Source organism: Pseudomonas sp. I8001 (assembly GCF_013385345.1).
Lineage (GTDB): Bacteria > Pseudomonadota > Gammaproteobacteria > Pseudomonadales > Pseudomonadaceae > Aquipseudomonas.
Genome location: NZ_JACAQC010000005.1, coordinates 347153 through 372212 on the forward strand (window position 1 = coordinate 347153; position 25060 = coordinate 372212).

General features: G+C 61.7%; 18 protein-coding genes and 3 pseudogenes. 1 reads left to right on the top strand and 20 read right to left on the bottom strand.

Annotation, left to right across the window (positions count from 1 at the left end; translation table 11 throughout):
* Positions 1-56 precede the first annotated feature (56 nt).
* Positions 57-1964, top strand: a complete 1908-nt coding sequence (locus HX839_RS03350) for a methyl-accepting chemotaxis protein (protein WP_177022528.1) — start codon at positions 57-59, stop codon at positions 1962-1964.
* Between the two features lie 138 nt (positions 1965-2102).
* Here HX839_RS03350 and HX839_RS03355 read toward each other — a convergent pair whose 3' ends face one another.
* The 20 genes and pseudogenes from HX839_RS03355 to HX839_RS03450 all read right to left on the bottom strand — a co-directional run.
* On the bottom strand, positions 2103-2837 hold the full coding sequence (locus tag HX839_RS03355; RefSeq protein ID WP_063033481.1) for an amino acid ABC transporter ATP-binding protein: 735 nt from the start codon (positions 2835-2837) through the stop codon (positions 2103-2105).
* On the bottom strand, positions 2830-3789 hold the full coding sequence (locus tag HX839_RS03360) for an amino acid ABC transporter permease (RefSeq protein ID WP_003209286.1): 960 nt from the start codon (positions 3787-3789) through the stop codon (positions 2830-2832). Before HX839_RS03360 ends, HX839_RS03355 begins: the two co-directional genes overlap by 8 nt.
* Before the next feature lie 143 nt (positions 3790-3932).
* Positions 3933-4730 (bottom strand): transporter substrate-binding domain-containing protein, encoded by a 798-nt coding sequence (locus HX839_RS03365; protein ID WP_003209284.1) that lies wholly within the window; start codon positions 4728-4730, stop codon positions 3933-3935.
* 219 nt (positions 4731-4949) lie between these two features.
* Complete coding sequence (locus tag HX839_RS03370; RefSeq protein WP_177066723.1) at positions 4950-5753, bottom strand: transporter substrate-binding domain-containing protein; 804 nt, start codon at positions 5751-5753, stop codon at positions 4950-4952.
* A gap of 237 nt (positions 5754-5990) precedes the next feature.
* Positions 5991-8566: pseudogene (gene mdoH / locus HX839_RS03375) on the bottom strand (glucans biosynthesis glucosyltransferase MdoH); the annotation flags it as partial.
* The gene (locus HX839_RS03380; RefSeq protein ID WP_008439280.1) at positions 8559-10310 is read right to left on the bottom strand and encodes a glucan biosynthesis protein G; all 1752 of its coding nucleotides are present in this window, start codon (positions 10308-10310) and stop codon (positions 8559-8561) included. The pseudogene mdoH and the gene HX839_RS03380, both read right to left, overlap by 8 nt.
* Positions 10311-10577: 267 nt before the next feature.
* Positions 10578-11015, bottom strand: coding sequence for a D-aminoacyl-tRNA deacylase (gene dtd, locus HX839_RS03385; RefSeq protein ID WP_087692908.1), 438 nt, complete (start codon positions 11013-11015; stop codon positions 10578-10580).
* The gene (pip, locus tag HX839_RS03390) at positions 11012-11983 is read right to left on the bottom strand and encodes a prolyl aminopeptidase (RefSeq protein WP_008439282.1); all 972 of its coding nucleotides are present in this window, start codon (positions 11981-11983) and stop codon (positions 11012-11014) included. The genes dtd and pip overlap by 4 nt, the downstream gene beginning before the upstream one ends.
* A gap of 103 nt (positions 11984-12086) precedes the next feature.
* The gene (locus tag HX839_RS03395; RefSeq protein ID WP_177028685.1) at positions 12087-13022 is read right to left on the bottom strand and encodes an alpha/beta hydrolase; all 936 of its coding nucleotides are present in this window, start codon (positions 13020-13022) and stop codon (positions 12087-12089) included.
* Positions 13023-13176: 154 nt separating this feature from the next.
* Positions 13177-14124, bottom strand: a complete 948-nt coding sequence (locus tag HX839_RS03400) for a choline ABC transporter substrate-binding protein (RefSeq protein ID WP_008439284.1) — start codon at positions 14122-14124, stop codon at positions 13177-13179.
* A 259-nt stretch (positions 14125-14383) separates the two neighbouring features.
* Positions 14384-15184, bottom strand: a complete 801-nt coding sequence (hutG, locus tag HX839_RS03405) for an N-formylglutamate deformylase (protein WP_087692905.1) — start codon at positions 15182-15184, stop codon at positions 14384-14386.
* 11 nt (positions 15185-15195) lie between these two features.
* Entirely contained in the window at positions 15196-16401 is a 1206-nt protein-coding gene (hutI, locus tag HX839_RS03410) for an imidazolonepropionase (protein ID WP_134325596.1), read from the bottom strand.
* 16 nt (positions 16402-16417) lie between these two features.
* Positions 16418-17827, bottom strand: a complete 1410-nt coding sequence (locus HX839_RS03415; RefSeq protein WP_003209267.1) for an amino acid permease — start codon at positions 17825-17827, stop codon at positions 16418-16420.
* A gap of 182 nt (positions 17828-18009) precedes the next feature.
* On the bottom strand, positions 18010-19548 hold the full coding sequence (gene hutH, locus HX839_RS03420; protein ID WP_085984627.1) for a histidine ammonia-lyase: 1539 nt from the start codon (positions 19546-19548) through the stop codon (positions 18010-18012).
* A 114-nt stretch (positions 19549-19662) separates the two neighbouring features.
* Positions 19663-21186, bottom strand: coding sequence for a histidine ammonia-lyase (gene hutH, locus HX839_RS03425; RefSeq protein ID WP_003209264.1), 1524 nt, complete (start codon positions 21184-21186; stop codon positions 19663-19665).
* Between the two features lie 146 nt (positions 21187-21332).
* A complete protein-coding gene (locus tag HX839_RS03430) occupies positions 21333-22157 on the bottom strand; it encodes a glycine betaine/L-proline ABC transporter ATP-binding protein (RefSeq protein WP_003209262.1) in 825 nt (274 codons plus the stop codon).
* Complete coding sequence (locus HX839_RS03435; protein ID WP_003209260.1) at positions 22154-23005, bottom strand: proline/glycine betaine ABC transporter permease; 852 nt, start codon at positions 23003-23005, stop codon at positions 22154-22156. The genes HX839_RS03430 and HX839_RS03435 overlap by 4 nt, the downstream gene beginning before the upstream one ends.
* A 71-nt stretch (positions 23006-23076) precedes the next feature.
* Positions 23077-23224: pseudogene (locus HX839_RS03440) on the bottom strand (histidine ABC transporter substrate-binding protein); the annotation flags it as partial.
* Positions 23211-24650 carry a cytosine permease gene (locus tag HX839_RS03445; protein WP_177066725.1) on the bottom strand — a complete coding sequence of 480 codons (1440 nt, stop codon included), beginning with the start codon at positions 24648-24650 and terminating at the stop codon, positions 23211-23213. The pseudogene HX839_RS03440 and the gene HX839_RS03445, both read right to left, overlap by 14 nt.
* 142 nt (positions 24651-24792) lie before the next feature.
* Positions 24793-25060 (bottom strand): annotated as a pseudogene (locus HX839_RS03450) (urocanate hydratase); the annotation flags it as partial.

Here is a 25060-nt window from a genome sequence, read left to right on the forward strand (position 1 = left end):
TGACCATTGTTGGCCGGACGCTTGAGACGCTCCTTTTGATTCGTTGGAGGTTCACCATGTTTCGTCCACTGACCCGCCTGCTCGGAAACATCAGCATCAGCCTCAAACTTGCCCTGGGCTTTGGCCTGGTGCTCAGCCTCAGCCTGATCATCGCCTCTACCGGCTGGCAAGCCTTGAGCGCATCCCTCGAGCGCTCCCAAAAACTCACGCTGCTCTCGCAATTGGCAGTCGTCGGCGAAGAGTTGCGCGCTGATCGCATCGTCTATCGCACCCTTAACGACCCGGCCAGCCTGTCCAAAATAGAGCTGCACATGGACAAGATCGACCAGTTCCTGGTGGATCTTTCCCCGCGATTCACCGACCCGGTCAACCAACAACAGCTGCAGGAAAGCCGACGCTTCGTCACCAGTTTCAAGACCGCCTTAAGCGGCCTGGAGGGGCTGATCAAGCAACGTGAAAACGCCCGTGAACAGCTCAAGCGCAGCTCAGTCCAGAGCAGTGACAGCCTCTCTGAACTGTCGAGCAACCTGCCCAATCAAGACGATGAAAAGGCCCTCGATGCCGTGGAACAATTGCGCCAGGCCCTGGAACAAGCCGAAGACCGCGCCCAGAGCCCCGCCTGGGCCGCTGCGTCATTGGACGCCTATGCCAAGGGCGTGGGTGATGCGCTACTGGCCCTGGATGGCGCCCAGGCGGCGGTAGGCGCGCTGCCGGTTGACGCCAGCGCCCTGAAAAAAGTCCTGCTCGATTTTCGGACTCACCTGACACGCCTCAAGGACGCCCAACTCAGCGCCGAAACCACCCAGAACCAGCTTGAACAGTGGCTGGATCAATTGCTCACGGAAAGCGACCTGCTGAGCCAGGACCAGACCGCCAAGCGTGACAACGAAGCCAGCCTCGCCCGCACCCTGCTGCTCAACGTTACTGCAGCGGCGCTGTTGCTCGGCGTCGTGGCCGCCTGGTTGATCGCCGGCCAGATCGTCGCGCCGCTGCGCCAGGCCCTGTCCGTGGCCAACCGGATTGCCGAAGGTGACCTGAGCCACGACATCCAGGCCTCGCGCCAGGATGAACTGGGGCAGTTGCAGCGCAGCATCGGGCAAATGACCCTCAACCTGCGGGGCTTGATCAGCGGCATCGGCGACAGCGCCCAGCAGATCGCCAGCGCCGCCGAGCAACTCTCGGCGGTCACCGAGCAAACTCGCGACGGGGTCGACGGCCAGAAGCAGGAAACCGAACAGGTGGCCACCGCCATGAACGAGATGCTCGCCACCTCCCAGGAAGTTGCGCGCCATGCCGAGCAAGCGTCGCTGGCTGCTGCCGAGGCCGACCGGCAGGCGGGCCAGGGCGATCAGGTGGTGGCTGAGGCCATTACCCACATCGAGCACCTGGCTCAGGAGATGGCTCGTTCAAGCCAGGCCATGCAAGGCCTGCAACAGGAAAGCCGGAAGATCGGCAGCGTGCTGGAAGTGATCAAGTCGGTATCGGAACAGACCAACTTGCTGGCCCTCAACGCCGCGATTGAGGCGGCTCGCGCAGGCGAAGCCGGCAGGGGGTTTGCCGTGGTCGCCGATGAAGTGCGCAGCCTGGCACAACGCACCCAGCAGTCGGCCGAGGAAATCGAGGAGTTGATCAGCGGCCTGCACCGGGGCACGCAGCAGGTGGCCGACATCATGGACAACAGTCGCAGCCTCACCGACAACAGCGTGCAACTGACCCGTCGCGCAGGAGACGCACTGGCGGGTATCACCCGTACCGTGTCAGTGATTCAGGAGATGAACCCGCAGATTGCCGCTGCCGCCGAGGAACAAACCGCGGTCGCCGAGGAGATCAACCGCAGCGTGCTGAAGGTCAAGGACGTGTCGGAACAGACCTGGGCCGCGAGTCAGGACACTGCGGCGGCCAGTGTCGAACTGGCGCGCCTGGGGGCGGATTTGCAGGTGTGGGTGGGCAAGTTCAAGGTCTGAAAAAACCCACGACCAACGCTATCCTGTGGCGAGGGAGCTTGCTCCCGCTGGAGTGCGCAGCGCTCCTATCTTTTTTGGGAGCCGCTACGCAGCCCGGCGGGAGCAAGCTCCCTCGCCACAAGAAGCATTCCCACGCATTTATAGAACCTGGCGCAGGAAGGCTTGGGCGCGAGGGTCCTTCGGCGCATCGAAGAATTGCGCCGGGGCGGCGTCCTCCAACAGTTTGCCGTGATCGAAGAACAGCACGCGATCAGCCACTTCCCGGGCAAAGCCCATTTCATGGGTGACGCAGACCATGGTCATGCCTTCCAGGGCCAGGGTCTTCATCACGTCCAGCACTTCGCCGACCATTTCCGGGTCCAGGGCCGAGGTGGGCTCGTCAAACAGCATCACCTTGGGCTCCATCGCCAGCGCGCGGGCAATCGCGACGCGCTGCTGCTGGCCACCGGAAAGCCGCGACGGGAACTCGTGGGCTTTTTGGGCAATGCCGACTTTCTCCAGGAGCGCCAGGGCCTTGGCCTCGCGCTCTTTCTTGCCGCGCTTGCGCACGACTTTTTGCGCCAGGCAGAGGTTTTCCAGCACGGTCATGTGGGGGAACAGGTTGAAGTGCTGGAACACCATGCCGACTTCACGGCGGTAGGCGTTCACGTCGGTTTTCGGGTCTGCCAGTTGCAGGCCGTCGATGCTTACCGAGCCGGAATCGAATTCCTCCAGGCCGTTAAGGCAGCGCAGGAACGTCGACTTGCCGGAACCGGACGGGCCGATCACCACCAGCACTTCACCCTTGGCCACCTGCGTGGTCACGTTGTCCACCGCGCGCACGACGTGGCCACGGGTGTCGAAGACTTTTACCAGATCGCGGACTTCAATCACTTTGCGCGAGCCTCCGCTCAAGCCGGCTGGCGATTTTCGACAGCGGCAGGTTGATCAGCAGGTACAGGCCTGCGACGCAGAACAGGATTTCGAACGGCGAGAACGAGGTGGTGATGACCTCGCGGCCGCTTTTGAGCAGCTCGGTAATCGCGATCACCGACACCAGGGATGTGTCCTTGACCAGGCTGATAAATTGCCCGGCCAGGGGCGGCAGCACGCGCTTGAAGGCTTGCGGCAACACCACGTGGCGCATCGACTGGCCAGCACTGAGCCCCAGGGAACGTGCCGCCTCATTCTGCCCACGGGCAATCGACTGCACGCCGGCACGGATGATTTCCGCCACATAGGCACCGGTAAACAGCGAAAGCGCGGCGATCCCGGCGAATTCCCGGGACAGGTTGAGCACCGTGCCGATAAAGAAATAGAAAATGAAGATCTGCACCAACAACGGCGTACCGCGTACCAGTTCGACGTAGATCGTCGACAGATCGCGTAAAGTCGGGTTGTTCGACAGGCGACACAATCCGGTCGCCAGGCCGATCAACAGTCCCAGCACCCCGGACACCACCGATAGCCACAACGTAGTCCACAAGCCCCACAGCAGAGGGCCCGCAGCCCAATGCCGGGTGACCCCGACCACATCGCCCTCGGCCACGTCATCGCCCTTGGCCACTTGCAGGCTGTTCTCGGCCACGGTCAGGTGCTGCTCGTTGCCCTCGTCATTACGCAGGGTGACGTCAGCCACATCGCCCTTGCGCACCAGCTCGCTGACGGTGGAAATGTCCGACGCACGCTGGGATTCTTCGGCCTGGTAGACGAAGTACTGCGGCACGCGGTTCCAGCGCCATTCGTAGGACATCAGCGAGGTGGCGTAATACAACGCGCCGGCCAGGCCGACCAGCACCAGCACCGTCAGCAGGTGCCAGGGCCATTGGGCTTTTTTCTGTTTCATTACGGGTTCCGGGATATGTCGAGATCGTTCCCACGCTCTGCGTGGGAATGCCTCACTGGACGCTCAGCGTCCGCTTTGTGACGCAGAGCGTCACGGGCTGCATTCCCACGCGGAGCGTGGGAACGATCAATGCAGGTCAGCTTTTATTCCATGTCCTTGAGCCACTCAGAACTCTTGAACCACTTGTCATGGATGCGATCGTAGGTGCCGTCGTTGCGGATCTGGTGCAGGAAGTTGTTGATGAAGTTGATGCTGTCGTAGTCGCCCTTCTTCAGGCCGAACGCCAGGGGTTCAAAGGTGAACGGCTGATCAAGGAACACCAGTTTGCCGGCGCCGACCTTGTTCACGGCCACCACGTTGTACGGGGCGTCATAGACGAAGGCGTCAGCCTTGCCGTTGACCACGTCCAGAACAGCTTCCTGCTCGTTGTCATAGCCGTGGTACTTGGCTTTGGAGATCAGCTTCTTGGCCACCATTTCGCCGGTGGTGCCGAGCTTGGAGGTCAGGCGGTATTTCTCGTCATTCAGGTCTTTGTAGGACTTGATGGTGCCCTCCAGCTCCTTGCGGATCAGCAGGGTCTGGCCGACCACGATGAACGGTTCGCTGAAGTTCAGGCGCAGGTTGCGTTCCTGGGTCAGGGTCATGCCGCTGCCGATCATGTCGAACTTGTCGGTCAACAGGGCCGGGATGATGCCGTCGTAACCGGTGGAAATCGGCTCGAACTTCACGCCCATCGACTTGGCCATGGCCTTGAGGATGTCGACTTCAAAGCCGATGATTTCGCCGCGTTTGTTGGTCATCTGGAACGGCATGTAGGTCGGGTCCATGCCGACTTTCAGCGTACCGCGCTTGACCGCATCATCGATGGCGCCGGCATGTGCCGCGTTGACCGCCACCAGTGCGGTGACACCCAGCAGCAGCATCGAAAGATACTTTTTCATCATCAAGTCCCCTGAACTCATTTTCTTGTGAGGTCGGCGCGCAAAAGGGCTGCACCATTTCGGGGTGCGATCCTAACTCACTCACCGCCGGGTACAAAGGTTTCGCCGGGATTTGTTGCCAAGGTATGACAGAAAAGCCCCACAACCGTGCAGAGAAAGGCATGGCTAGACACCTCGACCCACGGCCCAGCCAATTGCTTGATGTGTAAGCAGTTATGACTACCAGTCCACTTCCGCCATCCAGCCCGAGTCCTTGAACCACTTGTCATGCAGCCGATCGTAGGTGCCGTCCTGGGCCACCTGGTTGAGGAAATGATTGATCCAGTTGAGGCTGTCGTAATCGCCCTTTTTCAAGCCGAACGCCAGGGGCTCGTAGGTGAAGGGTTGCTCCAGCGCCAACAGCGCACTGTTCTGGGGCTTGGTAATGGCGATCAGGTTATACGGCGCATCATGGATAAACGCATCGGCCTTGCCCTCCACCACCTGGCGCACGCCTTCTTCAGGTGTTGGAAAACTGCGCAGCCGTGCAGTGCCGAGAAACCTTTTCGCCGCCGCCTCGCCTGTGGTGCCTTCGGCGGCCACGATCCGGTAACCGGCCTCGTTCAAGTCCTCGATGCTCTGGACCCTGTCGGCCAACCGAGGGTTCAGCAGCACGGTCTGGCCGACGATGATGAACGAGTCGCTGAAATTGAGGGTCAGGTTGCGCTCCTGCGTGACAGTCATGCCGCTGCCGATCAGGTCGAACCGGCTGGCCAGCAGGCCGGGAATCAGGTCGATATACGGTACCGAAACCAGCTCCAGCTTGACCCCCAGCGCCTTGCTCATCTCCCGAAGCAGGTCAATTTCAAACCCGACGATCCGGCCTTTCTTGTCGGTCATCTCAAAGGGCACGTAGGCCGGATTGGTGCCGACTTTCAACACACCCCGCCGAACGGCCTCATCTATGGCTCCGGCATGCGCCAGGTAACCGTGGGAAAATGTGACGATGCCGAGCAGCAGCATCGACAAATACCTTTTGATCATGAAAAAAGCCCCTGTTCCATTAAACACTCCCACACCCGGCCACGCGCAAGATCGCGTAAGCCGCAGGCTTCGAGTCAGATTTGGGGGGCGATGCTAACCCACTCGCAGGCACGGCAATATGCCTCGGAGAAGGGTCTTTTGTTTCGAAATAACAAGGAGTTAGCGCGATGCAGCAGAAGGCAAAAACAACGTAGGACGGTTATCGCAAACGCCCCCGAGGTGGCACCTCGGGGGCGTCGGAATCAGGCCGGTTGAGCCTGGGACGACAGCGGCTTCAATGGCAGCAATGGCGCATGCGGATCGGCCTTGACCGATTCGCGCCAGGCGCTCAGCCACTCGGCGTGGCCTTCGCTCCAGACCTGCTCGTGCAAGCGTGCCAGGGCGACCGGGTCGCTGAGCAAGGCCAGGCGTTCACCGTTGTTGAGGCCGGCCGGGCCGACTTTCAACGCGTGGCGAACCCGGTCAACACGCAGCCACTCAATCGGCTCCGCCTGCCCGTGACGGGAAGTTGCCAAGGCGCACGCCAGGGCGTTCTGCTGCGGATCGACCACCGCCCTCACAAAACCGTCATTGAGCGCATGCCAACGGTTTTCGTGGGTGTACTTGTCGGTCGACAACAGCGCCTGGGGCGGATTGTATTCCTCGGGGATCAGGAACAGGCTCTCGTCGCGAGACTTGAGGCCCAGTTTGACCCGGCTGGAAATCACCGACACCGGAATCGACAGCATCAGCGAACCGACGATCGGCACCAGCCACCACAGGAAGCTTGGGTTCAACCACACCACCAGCAGCGCCCAGAAGAAGCCGAGCAGGGTCTGCGGGCCGTGGCGCTTGACTGCCTCGCTCCATGGTGTGGAGTCGTCGTCACGCTGTGGCGAGTTCCAGGTCGCCGCCCAGCCGAGGAACGCGGCCAGTACGAAACGGGTGTGGAAAATCATCCGCACCGGCGCCAGCAACATGGAGAACAGCATCTCCAGCAGCATCGACAGGGTCACCTTGAACTTGCCGCCGAACTCTTTCGCGCCCTTGGCCCAGATCAGGATGATGCTCAGCAATTTAGGCAGGAACAGCAAAACGATGGTGGTGGAGAACAGCGCCACCGCCTTGTCCGGATGCCATTGTGGCCACAACGGATACAACTGGCGCGGCGCCATGAAGTATTGCGGCTCCATCAGTGTGTTGACCGCCAGCAAGGCCGTGGACAGCACCAGGAAGAAGAACCACAACGGTGCCGACAGGTACGACATCACGCCGGTGAGGAACACCGCACGGTGCACCGGGTGCATGCCTTTTACCAGGAACAGGCGGAAGTTCATCAGGTTGCCGTGGCACCAGCGACGGTCACGCTTGAGTTCGTCCAGCAGGTTCGGCGGCAGCTCTTCGTAGCTGCCCGGCAAGTCGTAGGCAATCCACACGCCCCAGCCGGCGCGGCGCATCAGCGCAGCTTCAACGAAGTCGTGGGAAAGAATCGCACCGGCAAACGCACCTTTACCCGGCAACGGCGCCAGGGCGCAGTGCTCGATAAACGGCTTCATGCGGATGATCGCGTTGTGACCCCAGTAGTGGGATTCACCCAGCTGCCAGAAGTGCAGGCCGGCGGTAAACAGCGGGCCGTACACCCGGGTGGCGAACTGCTGCATGCGCGCATACAGGGTATCCATGCCCGACGCACGTGGCGCGGTCTGGATAATCCCGGCATCCGGCGTGGCTTCCATCAGGCGCACCAGGCTGGTCAGGCATTCGCCGCTCATCACGCTGTCGGCGTCGAGCACCACCATGTACTTGTAGTCACCGCCCCAGCGACGGCAGAAGTCGTCGAGGTTGCCGCTCTTGCGTTTGACGCGACGGCGACGGCGGCGATAGAAGATCTTGCCGAAGCCACCGGCTTCGCGGCACACGTCGAGCCAGGCTTGCTGCTCGGCGATGCAGATGTCGGCCTCGTTGCTGTCGCTGAGGACGAAGAAGTCGAAACGGTCCAGGTCACCGGTGGCAGCCACCGATTCGAACGTCGCGCGCAGGCCGGCAAATACCCGGGGCACGTCTTCGTTGCAGATCGGCATGACCAGGGCGGTGCGGGCGTCTTTCGGAATCGGCTCGTCACCGGCACTTTTACCGGAGATACGGTATTTATCGTGACCGGTCAGCAGTTCCAGGAAGCCCATCAGCGCGGTCCAGAAACCGGCAGAGACCCAGCAGAACAGAATCCCGAACAGCACCAGGATGCTGGTTTGCAGGGCGTAAGGCAGTACCTGGGTCGCGGTTTGCAGCAGGGTCTGGTTGCGGATCTCGTCAAAGTCGACGAAGGACCAGCCCTGGTACGGCATGATGCCTTTCATGTACCAGCCGGCAACGATCGTCTGGCCGAGCATCAGCACCAGCAGGATATAGCGACGGATCGAACCGACGGTGCGCCAGCGGGCGGCCGGCAGTACGCGCTCATCCTTCGGCGGGGCCGGTGGATTCGTGCGGCCGGTCAGGCGGCGCCAGCCACGCACCAGGATATTGGTGCGCCACGGCTCAGGCACGACCTTGGTCCGACGGATCGGCGGCGTGGCCTTGAGGCAAACCCGGCCGCTGGCGTCGAGCACCAGCATTTCGGCGTCTTGCAGCTCTTCGGCAGTGTTGAGGGTCAGCCGGGCGCCTACCGATGCCTGGGCAGCGTCGGCAGGCGCGTCGAACGTGGACGATGACAGGCGCTTGTGCAATTCACTGAAGGACCCGCAGCCCGCCAGTTCGGCGCGCTGCTCATCGGTCATCGGTAGATGCGCCAGGTACTCGGCAAGCGTCTCTGGCTGGACTTGAGAATTACTCATCGGCAGGCAACTGATAGCTCCAGGTTTCGGTCAGGACTTGCTCTGTCTTGGCCTGATCCTGGGTAGGGAGTGGTGTGGCTGGGGCAGCCGCTTCCGGCTGCTTGGCGTCCTTGTCCTTGGCGTCTTTCTTGGCCGCTTTCTCGTGCTGTTTAGCCAGGACCTTGTCGGCTTTCAGCACTTGGGTCGAAACCTTCTCCGGTTCCGGCTGCACGATGTCCTGAACCAGAGCAGCGCGCATTTCAGTCGGTTTGCCTGCGTCCTTGATCTTCATGCGCAGGGTCAAGCGCCAGCCTTGGGTGTGCGGGTTGTAGCGCACGCTGTTTTCAACGATTTCGGCGTTGTCGCCCACGCTGACCTGGCTGCGAACCGGTGCGTCAGCTGGCAGTTTCTTCAGGGACGGGCCCTCGAAGTCCACCAGGTAAGCCACGCTGCCGTCTGGCTGACGGATCAGGTTGGATTGCTTGACGTCGCCGGTGGAACGCAGGGTCTGCTTGACCCAGGCGCTTTCTGGCGAATGGAACTCGGCGTCTTGCAATGTCCAGTGCAGGCGGTAGGCAACGTCCAGCGGCTTGCCTGGCTCAGGCAGTGTTTCCGGGCTCCAGAACGCAACGATGTTGTCGTTGGTTTCATCGGCGGTCGGAATCTCTACCAGGTCGACGGAGCCCTTGCCCCAATCGCCTTCAGGCTCGATCCAGGCGCTTGGGCGCTTGTCGTAGTTGTCGTCGAGGTCTTCGTAGTGGCTGAAGTTGCGGCCGCGTTGCAGCAGGCCGAAACCACGCGGGTTTTCCACGGTAAAGTTGCTGACCGACAGGTGTTTGGGGTTGTTCAGTGGGCGCCAGATCCACTCGCCGTTGCCGGCATGGATCGACAGGCCGCTGGAATCGTGCAGCTCGCGACGGTAGTTGAGGACCTTGGACGGCTGGTTGGCGCCGAACAGAAACATGCTGGTCAGCGGGGCGATGCCCAGCTTGGTGACCTTGTCACGCAGGTACATCTGGGATTTGACGTCGACGATGGTGTCGGTACCCGGGCGCAGGATCAGGCGATAAGCGCCGGTGGCCCGCGGCGAATCCAGCAGGGCGTAGATCACCAGCTGTTTCTCACCCGGTTTTGGACGCTCGATCCAGAACTCGGTGAAACGCGGGAATTCTTCGCCGGACGGCAACGCGGTGTCGATCGCCATGCCGCGGGCAGACAGGCCGTAGACCTGGTCCTTGCCCACGACGCGGAAATAGCTGGCGCCGAGCATGGTCATGATTTCGTCTTGCTTGTCACCCTTGTTGATCGGGTACAGCACACGGAAACCGGCATAACCCAGCTGTTCGGTGGATTTGGGATCAAACTTGACGTCGCCGAAATCGAAGCGGGACGGGTCGTACTTGATTTCCTGAACGCTGTCGGCGGTGACTTCGTTGATTTTCACCGGTGTATCGAAATGCATACCCTGGTGGTAGAAGGACAGCTTGAACGGGGTGTTCTGATCGGCCCACTCGGCTTTTTCGTTGCGGAAACGAATTTTCTGGTAATCAGCGAATTTCATTTCGCGGAATTCGTTCGGCAAATTGCTGCGCGGAGCTTCGTATTTCTGCCCGGCCAGCTCTTTTGCCTTGGCCGACACATCATCCAGACTGAATGCCCACAGTTGACCCGCGCCGAACAGGCAAAACAGGGCAGAGCCCGTCACCAGTACGTTTCGTAACCGTTTGGCAGACAATTTTGGTGCATTACAGGGACTAACAATCACGAGCAACCCTCGCCGAAAACAGATCAAAAAACCAACGGCCAGCTATCTATATGCCAGGTTGGCGAGCATTGTTCCGACTCCCATGGGGCTAAATGATTCCCCAATGGCTATCGGACAAGTCTCTACCTAAGTCAAAAATGGACCAATTAACGCTGATCCCCGTAGCGCGCGATTATCTAGTAGCCCGCGTGACAACGCATCAGGGTCAGCGAAGTATTTGTAGCGAAAACCCGGTTTTTTGGGCATCACAAGTCGTTTTCAGTACATTCACGTCTGTAACAGGAAGGTGACCGGCCCATCATTGACCAAATGCACCTGCATATCAGCGCCAAAACGCCCTGCCGCTACCGTGCCATGCAATTGTTGCGCTTGTAACAGCAGATAGTCGAAAAGCGCCTCGCCCAACGCCGGCGGTGCCGCCGTGGAGAAGCTCGGCCTCAGCCCACTCTTGGTGTCTGCCGCCAGGGTGAACTGCGACACCAGCAGCAAACCGCCGCCAATGTCTTTCAAGGACAGGTTCATCTTGCCCTCGTCGTCGCTGAACACCCGATAGTTAAGCAGCTTATGCAGCAGCTTGTCGGCGCTGGCTTGCGTATCCGAAGGCTCGACAGCCACCAGCACCAGCAAACCCTGGTCTATCGCCCCGACCACCTGCCCTTCTACCTCGACCCGGGCGCCGCGCACCCGTTGCAAAAGCCCCTTCATGCTTCTTCAGGCGGCAAATCAAGCAGGCGCCGTGCCATTTCACTCGCCGCACGCACCAGCGCATCGGTGATTCCGGGTTCGGAAGCCGCATGGCCGGCCTCGCGGATGATCTGCAGCTCACTGTTGGGCCAGGCCTGATGCAGCTCCCAGGCATTGTCCAGCGGGCAGATCATATCGTAGCGGCCATGCACGATTACGCCAGGCAGGTGGGCGATCTTGTGCATGTCGCGGATCAACTGGTCAGGTTCAAGGAACGAGTTATTGGTGAAGTAATGGCATTCGATACGGGCAATCGACAGGGCGCGCTGGGGTTCGGAGAAACGCTCGATCAATTGCGGGTTCGGGCACAGGCCCAACATGCGCCCTTCCCACGTGGACCAGGCCTTGGCGGCGTGCATCTGGGCGATCTGGTCGTTGCCGGTCAGGCGCTTGTGGTAGGCGCTGAGCAGGTCGTGCCGCTCCTCCGCCGGGATAGGCGCCAGGTAGTCCTGCCAGTAATCGGGGAACAGCCGGCTGGCGCCAGCCTGGTAGAACCACTGAATGTCCTGGGGGCGGGCCAGGAAAATGCCCCGCACGATCAGGCCGTGCACACGCTCCGGGTGGGTTTGCGCGTAGGCCAGGGCCAGGGTCGAGCCCCAGGAACCGCCGAACAGCACCCATTTTTCGATGCCCAGGTGTTCGCGAATCCGCTCAAGGTCGGCCACCAGGTCCCAGGTGGTGTTGTTTTCCAGGCTGGCCCGTGGGGTGGAGCGCCCGCAGCCACGCTGATCAAAAGTAACAATTCGGTACAGATTAGGATCGAAATAGCAGCGGCTATTGGCATCACACCCGGCGCCGGGGCCGCCATGGATGAACACAACGGGCAAGCCTTCCGGGGAACCGCTTTCGTCGACGTACAGGACGTGGGTTTCATCGACGGCCAGATCGTGCCGGGCGTAGGGTTTGATCTGCGGGTACAAAGTCTGCATTGCGCGCTCCGTAAGGGGTCGAGTTCATCCCTGGGGGGACGTCTATTATTTTGCCGTCTGGCATCATAAACCCGAATTGTGCAATGAGCATGTCCTCGTGGACCTAGACCTGTGTCAGCAGAACACCACGCAGGTAGTCCAGCAGATAAACGTACAGCCGGTCGACCTCCAACACCTGGCCCCGGGCCCGCAGGCAGCCGTGAACCAGGCCTTTGCCGGGATACAGCGTGGCCGCCACCCCGGCGCCTTGCAGGCGTTCGGCGTAGAGCATGCCGTCGTCCCGCAACGGGTCGAACTGGGCGACAGCGATCAAAGCCTGCGGCAACCCGCTGAAATCCACGGCCAGCAATGGCATGGCGTAGGGCGACGGCTTGTCCGGCCCACGCAGGTAAAGGGCGAGGTAGCACTCGGTGTCGGCGGTACTGAGCAGCGGCGCGTCGACGCAATCGCGGCGGGACGGCAGGTCGGCGGGGCCGCCCAGGCCGGGGTAGATCAGGACTTGCGCCAGGGGCTGCGGCTGATGGTCATCCCGCAGGCCCAGGCACAGGGCCGCCGCCAGGTTACCGCCGGCGCTGTCACCGGCCACCACCAGACGCTGAAGGTTGATCGGCTGGGGCGCTTCGCCCACCTGGATCGCCTGCCACACCGCACGGCAATCCTCAAAGGCGGCCGGAAACGGGTGTTCGGGTGCCAGGCGGTAATCGATGGCGATGACCAGCACTTGCAGTGAGTCGGCCAGTTCAGCACACATGAAGTCATGGGAATCCAGGCCGCCGACCACCCAGCCGCCACCGTGCATATAAAGGATGCATGGCCAGCCGCTATCAGGGGTTGGCGTCGCCGGTTGATAAATGCGTACGCCCACGCCACCCAGGGAAACGTCTGACACCTGTAACCCTTCGGGCCGCGCCGGGGTGAACGCCTGGCACATGCGGTCGTAGCCTCGGCGCAATCCGGCCAGCGATGTGTCGTCGCTGGTGAAGGATTCGGTTTTTTCGACGAAGGCGCACATCTGCGCGGAAATCGGGTAATGGGACATCGAAGGATCGTCCTGAAGATAAGGATTTAACAGCCGCCACGAATGCAATGTGGGAGCGGGCTTGCTCGCGAATGCGGTCTATCAGTCAATACTTGTGTGGCTGGCCCACCGCATTCGCGAGCAAGCCCGCTCCCACATTTTGATCTTCATTTGCTCAGGGCTTGAGGCTGGCCTGCACCGCCGCCACGCCGTCCTTGCCATCCAGGGTCGTCACGCCCGCCAGCCAGCGCTGCAAGTCCTCGGGATTGTCGCGCAACCACTGTCTGGCCACATCCTGCGGCGTCTTGCGGTCCATGATCGGCACCATCAACTGGCTTTCCTGGGCCGCGGTGTAGGTCAGGTTTTCCAGCAGGCGTGTCACGTTGGGGCAACGTTCGGCGTAATCCGGCGCCGTCACCGTGGAGACCGTGGCCATGCCTTCGTTGGCACCGAACACATCTTCACTGCCGGTCAGGTACGCCATTTTCATGTTGATGTTCATCGGGTGTGGGGTCCAGCCGACAAACACCACGAACTCCTTGCGATTCACTGCCCGCTGCACCGCCGCCAGCATGCCTGCCTCGCCGGACGCCACCAGCTTGAAGCCGCCGAGGCCAAAGCGATTGCTGTCGATCATTTTCTGGATATCGGTATTGGCACCGCTGCCCGGCTCGATGCCATAGATCTTGCCGCCCAGCTTGTCCTTGAAGCGGGCAATGTCGGCAAAGGTTTTCAAGCCGGCGTCGGCAACGTACTGCGGCACCGCCAGCGTCGCCTGGGCGTCGGACAGGCTCGGCTTGTCGAACACCTTGACCTGCTTGGCCGCGAGGAATGGCGCGATGTTGTTGTCCATCGCCGGTTTCCAGTAGCCGAGGAAGATATCCAGGCGTTTGTCGCGGATGCCGGCAAAGATGATTTGCTGCACAGCGCTGGTTTGCTTGCTGTCATAGCCCAGGCCATTGAGCAGCACGTCGGCCATGCCGCTGGTGGCGATCACGTCGGTCCAGCTGACCACGCCCATGCGCACGACCTTGCACGAGGCCGGGTCGGCAGCCATCGCGTTGGCGCTCAAGAGTGCGGCGCCGGTGAGAATCAACAGACAACGGTTGAACAGTCTTTTCATCGATGCGGTCTCACTCGGCAGTTTTTATTGTGGGAGTGGCGTCTGACGCGCCGTGCCCAACACCTTACCCAGCGAGACCTTGATCAAAGCGAACTGTGGCGACAGGGATTTGCACACAGACGACTTGGGAGGTGTGTTGCTGTTGAGGGCCTCTTCGCGAGCAAGCCCGCTCCCACATTCGACCGTGTTCCTCCTGAAGAAACACGGTCGAATGTGGGAGCGGGCTTGCTCGCGAAGGCTATCTCAGCAGCGACGCCACTCAGGAGTAATGCCGCTTGCCCCACGCCAGGAACCCTTCCAGCAGTTCCTTCAACACCACCCGCGTCGGCTCGGCCAGGTCGGCGCGATAACGGAAGGGCTCAAACTCTTCCATGTAGGTGCACTGCCCCAACTCCAGCTGCACGGCGTGGATGTTCTCGGCCGGGTTGCCGTAGTGACGGGTGATATGCCCGCCCTTGAAGCGCCCGTTGAGCACATGGCTGTACTGCGGGTGGCCGGCACAGATGGCTTCCAGTTCGCTGGCCAGCTGCGGATCGCAGGCCGCGCCGTTGAAGGTGCCGAGGTTGAAGTCCGGCAGCTTGCCTTCGAACAGGTGCGGGATCACCGAGCGGATCGAGTGCGCATCAAACAGCAGCGCATAACCGAACTCGGCCTTGAGCCGGGCCAGTTCGTTTTGCAGGGTGCGGTGATACGGCGTCCACACCTGCTCCAGGTACGTGGCGCGCTCGGCCTTGGACGGTTCCAGGCCTTCGCGGAACAGCGGCACACCGTCAAACAGTGTCGCCGGGTACAGGCCGGTGGTTGCGCCAACGTACAGCGGCTTGTCGTCTGAAGGCCGGTTCAGGTCGATGACAAAGCGCGAATACTCCGCCGCCAGAGTGCTGGCGCCCAGCGCTTCGGCGAAGTCATACAGCGTGGGAATGTGCCAGTCGGTGTCCGGCAGGCTTTGCGCCTCGGGGATCAGCCCGGCTTGCACGGCCGGCGTCAGGCGCAGGCCCGCGTGGGGCATGCTGATCAGCAGCGGCACACGGCCTTGTTTGAAGTTCAGAACCTTATCCACAGCGGTACTCCTTAAACGGTGACTTCGACGCCGTGGCGCACGACGCGTTTATCCAGCTCGCCACCCAGCCAGTAGGCCAGGTCGGCGGGACGATCAATCTGCCAGGCGACAAAATCCGCGACCTTGCCCACTTCCAGCGAGCCATGGCTGTTGCCCAGGCCCAGGGCGGTGGCCGCGTGTTGCGTGGCGCCGGCCAGGGCTTCTTCCGGGGTCATGCGGAACAGGGTGCAGGCCATGTTCAGCATCAGGCGCACCGACAACGCCGGCGAGGTGCCCGGGTTGAGGTCGCTGGCGATCGCGATCTTCACGCCGTGCTTGCGCAGGGCATCCATCGGCGGCAACTGGGTTTCCCGCAGGAAGTAGAACGCGCCCGGCAGCAGCACCGCGACGGTGCCGGAAGCGGCCATGGCGATGGCGTCTTCCTCGGTCATGAATTCCAGGTGGTCCGCCGACAGCGCCTGGTAACGCGCCGCCAGGCTGGAGCCATGCAGGGACGACAACTGTTCGGCGTGCAGTTTTACCGGCAAGCCAAGTTTCCGGGCGGCGATGAACACGCGCTCCACCTGCTCCGGCGAGAACGCCAGGTACTCACAGAAGGCGTCGACCGCGTCCACCAGGCCTTCCGCTGCCAGCGCCGGGAGCATTTCGGTGCAGATGTGTTCGATGTAGGCATCGGCCCGGTCCACATACTCCGGCGGCAACGCATGCGCCGCCAGGCAGGTGCTGCGCACACTGACCGGCAACTCGGCGCCGAGGCGACGGATCACCCGCAGGATCTTGCGCTCGCTGGCCAGGTCCAGGCCGTAGCCGGACTTGATCTCGACGGTGGTTACACCGTCGCGCAGCAAACTGCGCAGGCGCTTGTGGCCGCTGGCAAACAGTTCATCTTCGCTCGCCGCACGCGTGGCGCGCACGGTGCTGGCAATACCGCCACCGGCCGCTGCGATCTCGGCGTAGCTCACGCCTTGCAGCCGCTGCTCGAACTCGCCGCTGCGATTGCCGCCGAACACCGTGTGGGTGTGGCAGTCGATCAGCCCGGGCGTGACCCACGCCCCTTGCAGGTCATGGGTGGTTGCGTAGTTCGCATCCGGCAGATCGGCGCGCGGGCCGATCCACTCGATGAGCGTGCCCGAGGTAACAATGGCGGCGTCCTCGATGATCGAGTAGTTGCCCTGGGCCATGGTTGCAACGTGGCAGTGTTGCCAAAGCGTTTTCATCAACGCCTCCATTAGGTTATCGATGAGACAAAGCCGGGTCGTAGTGAACCTTGGCCGTTTGCCCGGCGGCGGGCTTGACCCACAGCAGATAGGCGACGATCAGCAAGACGATCCACACGGCGCCGACCATAAGAGCGGCCTGGGTGTCCGGGAAGTAACCCAGCACGCCGAAGATGAACAGCATGAACACGATGGCGGCCGCTGGCGCGTAGGGCCAGAACGGCACCGGGAATTTCAGCTCGGCAATCTGTTCCCTGGTCATCGAGCGACGCATGGCCACCTGGGTGACCAGGATCATCAGCCATACCCACACCGTGGCGAAGGTCGCAATCGAGGCGATGACCAGGAACACGTTTTCCGGGATCAGGTAATTGAGCACCACACCGCCGAGCAACGCGGCGCCCATCACCACTACGGTCATCCACGGCACCCCCTGGCTCGACAGTTGGGCAAAGCCCTTGGGCGCCTGCCCTTGCTGGGCCAGGCCATACATCATGCGACCGGCGCCGAAAATGTCGCTGTTGATGGCCGAGACGGCGGCCGAGATCACCACAATGTTAAGGATGGTCGCCGCCGAGCCTATCCCCAGGTTGCTGAAGATCTGCACGAACGGGCTGCCCTGGCTGCCGATCTGCGGCCACGGGTAGATCGCCATCAGCACAAACAACGTCAGCACGTAGAACAGCAGGATACGCAGCGGCACGGCGTTGATTGCCTTGGGGATCACCCGCTGCGGGTCCTTGGCTTCGCCGGCGGTGATGCCGATGATTTCGATGCCGCCAAACGCAAACATCACCACCGCGAAGGACGCGATCAAGCCACCCACGCCGTTCGGCATGAAGCCGCCGTGGGCCCACAGGTTGCTGAGGCCGGTAGCGGGTGCTTCGCCCGCCGAGTGAATGCCGAAAAGCATGATGCCGAAGCCGCCGAGGATCATTGCGACGATGGCACCGACCTTGAGCAGCGACAGCCAGAACTCCATTTCGCCAAAGACTTTGACGTTGCACAGGTTCAGGCCGCCGATCAGCAACACGATGCCCAGCACCCAGACCCAGCGCGCGACTTCGGGAAACCAGAAGCCCATGTAGATGCCGAAGGCGGTGACGTCGGCGAGGCAGACGATGATCATTTCAAAGGCGTAGGTCCAGCCGAGGATAAAGCCGGCCATCGGGCCCAGGTAGGTACTGGCGTACTGGCCGAAGGAGCCGGACACCGGGTTATGCACGGCCATTTCGCCGAGGGCGCGCATGACCATGAACACCGCGGCGCCACCGATCAGGTAGGCCAGGAGCACGGCCGGGCCGGCCATCTGGATGGCGGAGGCAGAGCCGTAGAACAGCCCGGTACCGATCGCGGAACCGAGGGCCATGAAGCGAATATGTCGGGCGGAGAGCCCGCGTTTTAACGTCTTTTCTTGCTGGTGCATTTCTCGTCCTTAATTATTTTTATCCTGAGAAAATTCGAATCTGTAGAAGATCAAATGTGGGAGCTGTCGAGCCCCAGCGAGGCTGCGATAGCGGTGGGTCAGGCTACGAAAGTGTTGCCTGTTCCGGCGCCATCGCAGCCTCGCCGGGGCTCGACAGCTCCCACACTGGATCGGTGTCGCTCTTACAAGCTCGGCAACAACTTCGCCGGCACCAGCTCGTTCAGGCAACGCGTTGCCAGCAGCTCACTGGCGGCATTGATGTCCGGCGCAAAGAAGCGGTCCTTCTCATAAAACGCGACTTTGCTGCGCAGGATCCCGCGCGCCTTTTCCAGCGCCGGCGAGGTTTTCAAGCCATTGCGCAGGTCCAGGCCCTGGCAAGCCGCCAACCATTCCACCGCCAGCACACCGCGGGTGTTCTCGGCCATTTCCCACAGGCGCTTGCCCGCCGCCGGGGCCATCGACACGTGGTCTTCCTGGTTGGCTGACGTCGGCAGGCTGTCGACGCTATGGGGATGCGCCAGTGCCTTGTTCTCGCTGGCCAATGCCGCCGCCGTCACCTGGGCGATCATGAAGCCGGAGTTCACACCGCCATTACCCACCAGGAATGGCGGCAGTTGCGACATGTGCTTGTCCATCATCAACGAGATGCGACGCTCGCTCAGGGAGCCGATTTCCGCGATGGCCAGCGCCATGTTATCCGCCGCCATGGCCACCGGTTCGGCGTGGAAGTTGCCACCGGAAATCACGTCACCTTCAGCCGCGAACACCAGTGGGTTATCCGACACGGCGTTGGCTTCCACCACCAGCACTTCGGCCGCCTGGCGGAACTGGGTCAGGCAGGCGCCCATGACTTGTGGCTGGCAACGCAGGGAGTACGGGTCCTGGACCTTGTCGCAGTTCTCGTGGGATTGCGACACTTCGCTGCTTTCACCCAGCAGGGCGCGATAAGCGGCCGCAGAGTCGATCTGGCCGCGTTGGCCCCGGGCAGCGTGAATGCGTGCGTCGAACGGCGAGCGCGAACCCAGCACGGCTTCCACCGTCAGGGCGCCACAGGCCAGGGCACCGGCGAACAGATCTTCGCCCTCGAACAGCCCACGCAATGCATAAGCGGTGGAAACCTGGGTGCCGTTGAGCAGCGCCAGGCCTTCCTTGGCCGCCAGGGTCAGCGGCGTCAGGCCGGCAACTTTCAGCGCTTCGGTAGCTTCCAGCCATTCGCCTTTGTAGCGGGCCTTGCCTTCGCCCAGCAGCACCAGCGACATGTGGGCCAATGGCGCCAGGTCACCGGAGGCGCCCACCGAACCTTTCAGCGGAATATGCGGGTAGACCTCGGCATTGATCAGGGCGATCAGCGCGTCGATCACCTGCCGGCGAATCCCGGAAAAACCCCGGCTCAGGCTGTTGACCTTGAGCACCATGACCAGCCGTACCAGCGCATCGCTGATGGGCTCACCGACGCCGGCGGCGTGGGACAGCACCAGGGAACGCTGGAGGTTTTCCAGGTCTTCGCTGGCAATGCGGGTCGAGGCCAGCAGGCCGAAACCGGTGTTGATGCCGTAGGCGGTGCGGTTCTCGGCGAGAATCTGTTCCACACAGGCGACACTGGCTTCGATCTGGGCCGAGGCGCTGTCATCCAGACTGAGGGTTACCGGCTGCTGGTAGATGGCCCGCAGTTGGGCAAGGCTCAGTTGGCCTGGAATCAGGTTTAGCGCAGTCACATTCATGCTCCTTTTGAGAGTGTTGTTAACTACCAGTCGCTCCGGATGCTTCCGTTATCCGCCGCTGTGCTCTTTTAGAGGATCAGTCGGCTTGGCACGCTGGTTATTGTTGGGAAAAGGTCAGTGCAAATTCGGTAGCGTGCGTTGCAGTAAATCGGCGTCCTTGAGCAACGCGGCGGTGGCTGCGATGTCTGGCGCCAGCCAGCGGTCCTGGTCGTAGGCCGGGACGTGTTCGCGCAGCAAACGCCAGGCGGCATCGGTGCCGGCGCCGAAGCGTTGCTCCTGGAGGAACTCGAACGCCTGGGCCGCCAGCAAGTACTCGATGGCGAGGATCTGGGTGACGTTTTCCAGCACCGAATACAGCTTCAGCGCGGCGTTGGTGCCCATGCTCAGGTGGTCTTCCTGCAGGCCCGAGGTGACGAAGTTGTCGAGCACCGCCGGTTGCGCCAACTGGCGGTTTTGCCCGCACAGCGAGGCGGCGACGTACTGCACGATCATCATCCCGGAGTTGACCCCGGGGTTGCTTACCAGGAACGCCGGCAAACCACTGACGTGCGGGTTGATCAGACGGTCCAGGCGACGCTCGGCGATGGAGCCGATTTCGGCCATGGCGATGGCCAGCATGTCTGCCGCCAGGGCCACGGACTGCCCGTGGGGATTGGCCTGGGACACCACGCGGTAGTTGTCTGGCGTGCCGAGCACCAGCGGGTTATCGGTGGCGCCGTTGAGTTCGGTTTCGATCTGCCGGGTGGCGTGTTCCAGTTGGTCGCGGGCCGCGCCGTGCACCTGGGGAATCGAACGGATGCTCAGGGCGTCCTGGGTGCGAATGCCTTTGCTGCTGGCGATCACTTCGCTGCCGTCCAGCAACGCGCGCAGGTTGATGCCCACTTGCTGCATGCCAGGGTGCGGCTTGAGCGCGATGATTTCTTCGTCGAAGGCGTCGATCTGGCCGCGCTGGCCTTCGAAGCTCATGGCACCGATCACGTCGGCCCATTGCAGCAGGCGGTGCGCATCGGCCAGGGCCAGGCTGCTGAGGCCGGTCATGCACGGCGTGCCGTTGACCAGGCACAGCCCGTCCTTGGCACCGAGCACTACCGGCTGCAAACCTTCTTCAGCCAGCGCCTGGTGTGCGGGAACGATACGGCCCCGATAGCTGACGTCGCCGACGCCGAGCAAGGCGACGCCAATGTGCGCCATGTGGGTCAGGTAACCCACGGACCCCTGGGACGGCACTTGCGGCGTGATGCCATGGTTGAGCAGCCCCAGCAGCGAATGCACCACCTGCGGATGCAAGCCGGATTTGCCGTGGCTGTAGTTAATGATCGCCGCACAAATGATCGCGCGGGTTTGCTCCACACTCAGTGGCGCACCGACGCCGCAGGCATGGCTGAGCAGGGTATTGCGCGACAGCCGGCTCAGTTGTTCGTCCTTGAGCGACACGTTGCACAAGGCACCCAGGCCGGTGTTGATGCCGTAGGCGCGCTCGCCGCTGGTGACGATGCGCTGGACGATGGCCTGTGCATTGTCGATGCGAGCCCAGGCCTGGCCCGAGAGTTCGAGGATCGCACCGTGGCGAGCCACGGCGACCACGTCCTGCCAACGCATCGGGGCGTCGGCGATGATGATTTTTTCAGCCTGGGACATCGTTGACCTCTTCATGAAATTCGCAATTGTTGTGCAGCTTCACTGGCCTCATCGCAAGCGAGCCAGCTTCCACAGGGGAAACGCATTCCAAATGTGGGAGCTGGCTTGCCTGCGATAGCCTCAGCCAACCCACCACAAATATCGGATCAAACCACCGCCACCCGCCGCTGGACAAACCGGTTCACGTACTCATCCGCCGGTGAATGCAAAATCTCGCGGGGCGTGCCGACCTGGATCAGCTTGCCGTCCTTGAGGATCGCAATGCGGTTGCCGATGCGCACCGCCTCATCGAGGTCGTGGGTAATGAACACGATCGTCTTGTGCAGGGTCTTTTGCAGCTCCAATAACTGGTCTTGCATCTCGGCACGGATCAGCGGGTCGAGCGCACTGAACGCCTCGTCCATCAGGATGATGTCGGTGTCGGCCGCCAGCGCCCGGGCCAGGCCTACACGCTGACGCATGCCGCCGGAAAGTTGATGCGGGTATTTGTTTTCATAGCCCTTGAGGCCCACGGTTTCGATCCAGTGCAGCGCACGCTCGGCGCACACTTGCCTGGTTTCGCCACGCACTTTCAGGCCGTAGGCAACGTTGTCCAGCACACTCTTGTGAGGCAGCAGGCCAAAGCTCTGGAACACCATGCTGATCTTGTGCCGGCGGAATTGGCGCAAGGCTTCCATGTCCAGTTGCAGGATGTCTTCACCGTCCACCAGGATCGCACCGCTGGTAGGGTCGATCAGCCGGTTGAAGTGACGCACCAGGGTCGACTTGCCGGAACCCGACAGCCCCATGATCACGAAGATTTCACCGGTGTCGACGCTCAGGGACAGGTCGTTCACGCCCACCACGCAACCGGTCTCGGCCAGCACCTCGTCCTTGCTCTTGCCCTGGCCAATCAACGCCAGTGCATCCTTGGAGCGGTTGCCGAAAATCTTGAATACGTTTTTGACTTCAATTTTGCTGACAGTAGTCATTTGCTCGCCTCATGCCGTGGACGACCATAGGCTTGCGTAATGCGGTCGATGACCACGGCAAGAATCACGATCGCCAGACCGGCTTCAAGGCCGCGTCCAACGTTGAGGGTCTGGATGCCCACCAGTACATCTTCACCCAGGCCACGGGCGCCGATCATCGAGGCGATCACCACCATCGACAGGGCCATCATGGTGGTCTGGTTGATCCCGGCCATGATGCTCGGCAGGGCCAGCGGCAGTTGCACGCCGAACAGTTGCTGCCAGCGGTTGGCACCGAAGGCGTTGATCGCTTCCATGACTTCACCGTCCACCTGGCGAATGCCCAGGTCGGTGAGACGAATCAGCGGCGGTGCGGCGTAGATCACCGTGGCGAAAATCGCCGGGACCTTGCCCAGGCCGAACAGCATCAACACCGGGATCAGGTACACGAAGCTGGGCATGGTCTGCATGATGTCCAGCAGCGGCATCAGCACCGAACGCAGGCGGTTGCTGCGGGCCGACAGAATCCCCAGGGGAATGCCGATCAGCACCGAGATCACCGTGGCCACCATCATCAGCGCCAGGGTTTGCATCAGCTTGTCCCACAGCCCGACCGCGCCCACCAGAAACAGCAGGCCGACGATCACGACGGTGGTGAACCACTTGCGAGTGGCATGCCAGGCAATACCGCCGACAATCAGCAACATCAACCACCAGGGCGCTGCGCGCAGCAAACCTTCCAGGTTAACGATGGCCCACAGCAACGTATCGGAGATGTGCCGGAACACATCGCCGTAGTTGGTCACCAGCGCATCGACCCAACTGTTGACCCAGTCGGCGATGGAAAACGTAAAACTCTCAGGAAACATAGTGTGCTCTCGATCCAGTGGATTGTGGCCGGACGCCCGGTTGCCTGTGGCGGCAACCGGAAACGCTCAACCTACAAGGCCGCGTCGATTTTCTTGGCTGCGTTGTCGCTCACCATGCGTGCCAGAGTTCAGGATGTCCCTTGAGGAAAGTTTTCGCCAGTTTTGCTGTTTCAATTCGCTGTTTGTCATGCGTACCGGGTTCTGGTTAAGCAGGTTGAGCAGCGGCGCCCTGCACATCGGGCAGCACGAGGCGCTCAGGAATCGGGCTGTGCCATTTTTTCGCAGCCCAGTAGTACAACGCCGCCGGCACCACCAGCCCGATGATCCACGAGATATCGGTGTCGCCCAGGCTCGCGACCAGTGGGCCGGTGTAGAAATGCGTCGAGATGAACGGCATCTGAATCAGCACGCCGAACACGTAGATGCTGATGCCCATCAGGTTCCAGCGACCGTAGCGACCGTTGGGGTTGGACAGGGCCGGGATGTCATAGCGCTCTTTGGTGATGCAGTAGAAGTCCACCAGGTTGATCGCACTCCAGGGCGTGAAAAACGCCAGCAGGAACAGGATGAACGCGGAGAAATCCTTGAGGAACGAGTCCTTGCCCAGCAACGCCAGCGCGGCGGCAATCGACACCATCACGAAGATGTACAACAGCCGCGTGCCACTGCCGATATGCCGGCTGCCACGGAAACCACTGATGATTGTCGCGATCGACATGAAGCTGCCGTAGGCGTTGAGGGTGGTGACGGTGACCTTGCCGAAGGCGATGCTGAAATACAGCAGCGCCGCGACGATCCCGGTGCCGCCCAGGCCGACGATAAACGACACTTCGTGGTGAGCGAATTGCGAGCCTGCCAGGGCTGCCGCAAACACACCGAACACCATCGAAGCCTGCGCGCCGATCACCGAACCGAGGCCCACGGCCCAGAAGGTTTTCGAGCCCTGCGTGCTGCGCGGCAAGTAGCGCGAGTAGTCCGCCACATACGGGCCGAACGCAATCTGCCAGGACGCCGAGAGGGAAATCGCCAGCAGGAAACTGCTGAGGGAAAAATGCTTGTTGCCCAGCAACGCACCGATGTCGTTACCGGCCAGCAGCCTGTAGAACAGGTACACGAAGGCAACCACCCCCAGCACGCTGGCGATGCGACCGATGCCGTGGATCACCCGGTAGCCGAAGATCGTAAACACCATGATCAGCCCCGCGAACAATACGATGCCGACCCAGTCTTCAACGTGAAGCAACTGCGCCACCGCCTGCCCCGCCAGCAATGAGCCGCTGGCGGAAAAACCGATGTACATCAGGCACACCAGCACCAGTGGAATCACCGCGCCATACACGCCGAACTGCACGCGGCTGGAGATCATCTGCGGCAAGCCCAGTTGCGGGCCTTGCGCCGCATGCAGGGCCATGACGCCACCGCCCAGCAGTTGACCGATCAACAGACCGATCAACGACCAGAACACATCACCGCCCAGCACCACGGCCAGGGCCCCGGTGACAATCGCAGTGATTTGCAGGTTGGCACCCAACCACAGGGTGAACTGACTCAATAGACGGCCGTGTCTTTCCGCTTCCGGGATGTAGTCGATCGAACGCCTTTCGATCAACGGGGTGGTGCTTGCACGAGCGTCTTTTACTGCCATTTATGTTCAACCTCTGATGGATTGTTTTTGGGTGAAACGCAGATCACATGTGGGAGCGGGCTTGCTCGCGAAAGCGATGGGTCAGCTAACGACTTCAGTGACTGATACACCGCATTCGCGAGCAAGCCCGCTCCCACATTAGTTATTTGATCATCGGGAGATTGAGGCCCTGCTCTTTGGCGCAGTCGATGGCGATCTGGTAGCCCGCATCCGCATGACGCATCACGCCGGTCGCCGGGTCGTTGTGCAGCACGCGCGCGATACGCTCGGCGGCTTCGTCGGTACCGTCACAGACAATCACCATGCCCGAGTGCTGGGAGAAGCCCATGCCGACGCCGCCGCCGTGGTGCAACGAAACCCAGGTCGCGCCGCTGGCGGTGTTGAGCAAGGCGTTGAGCAGTGGCCAGTCG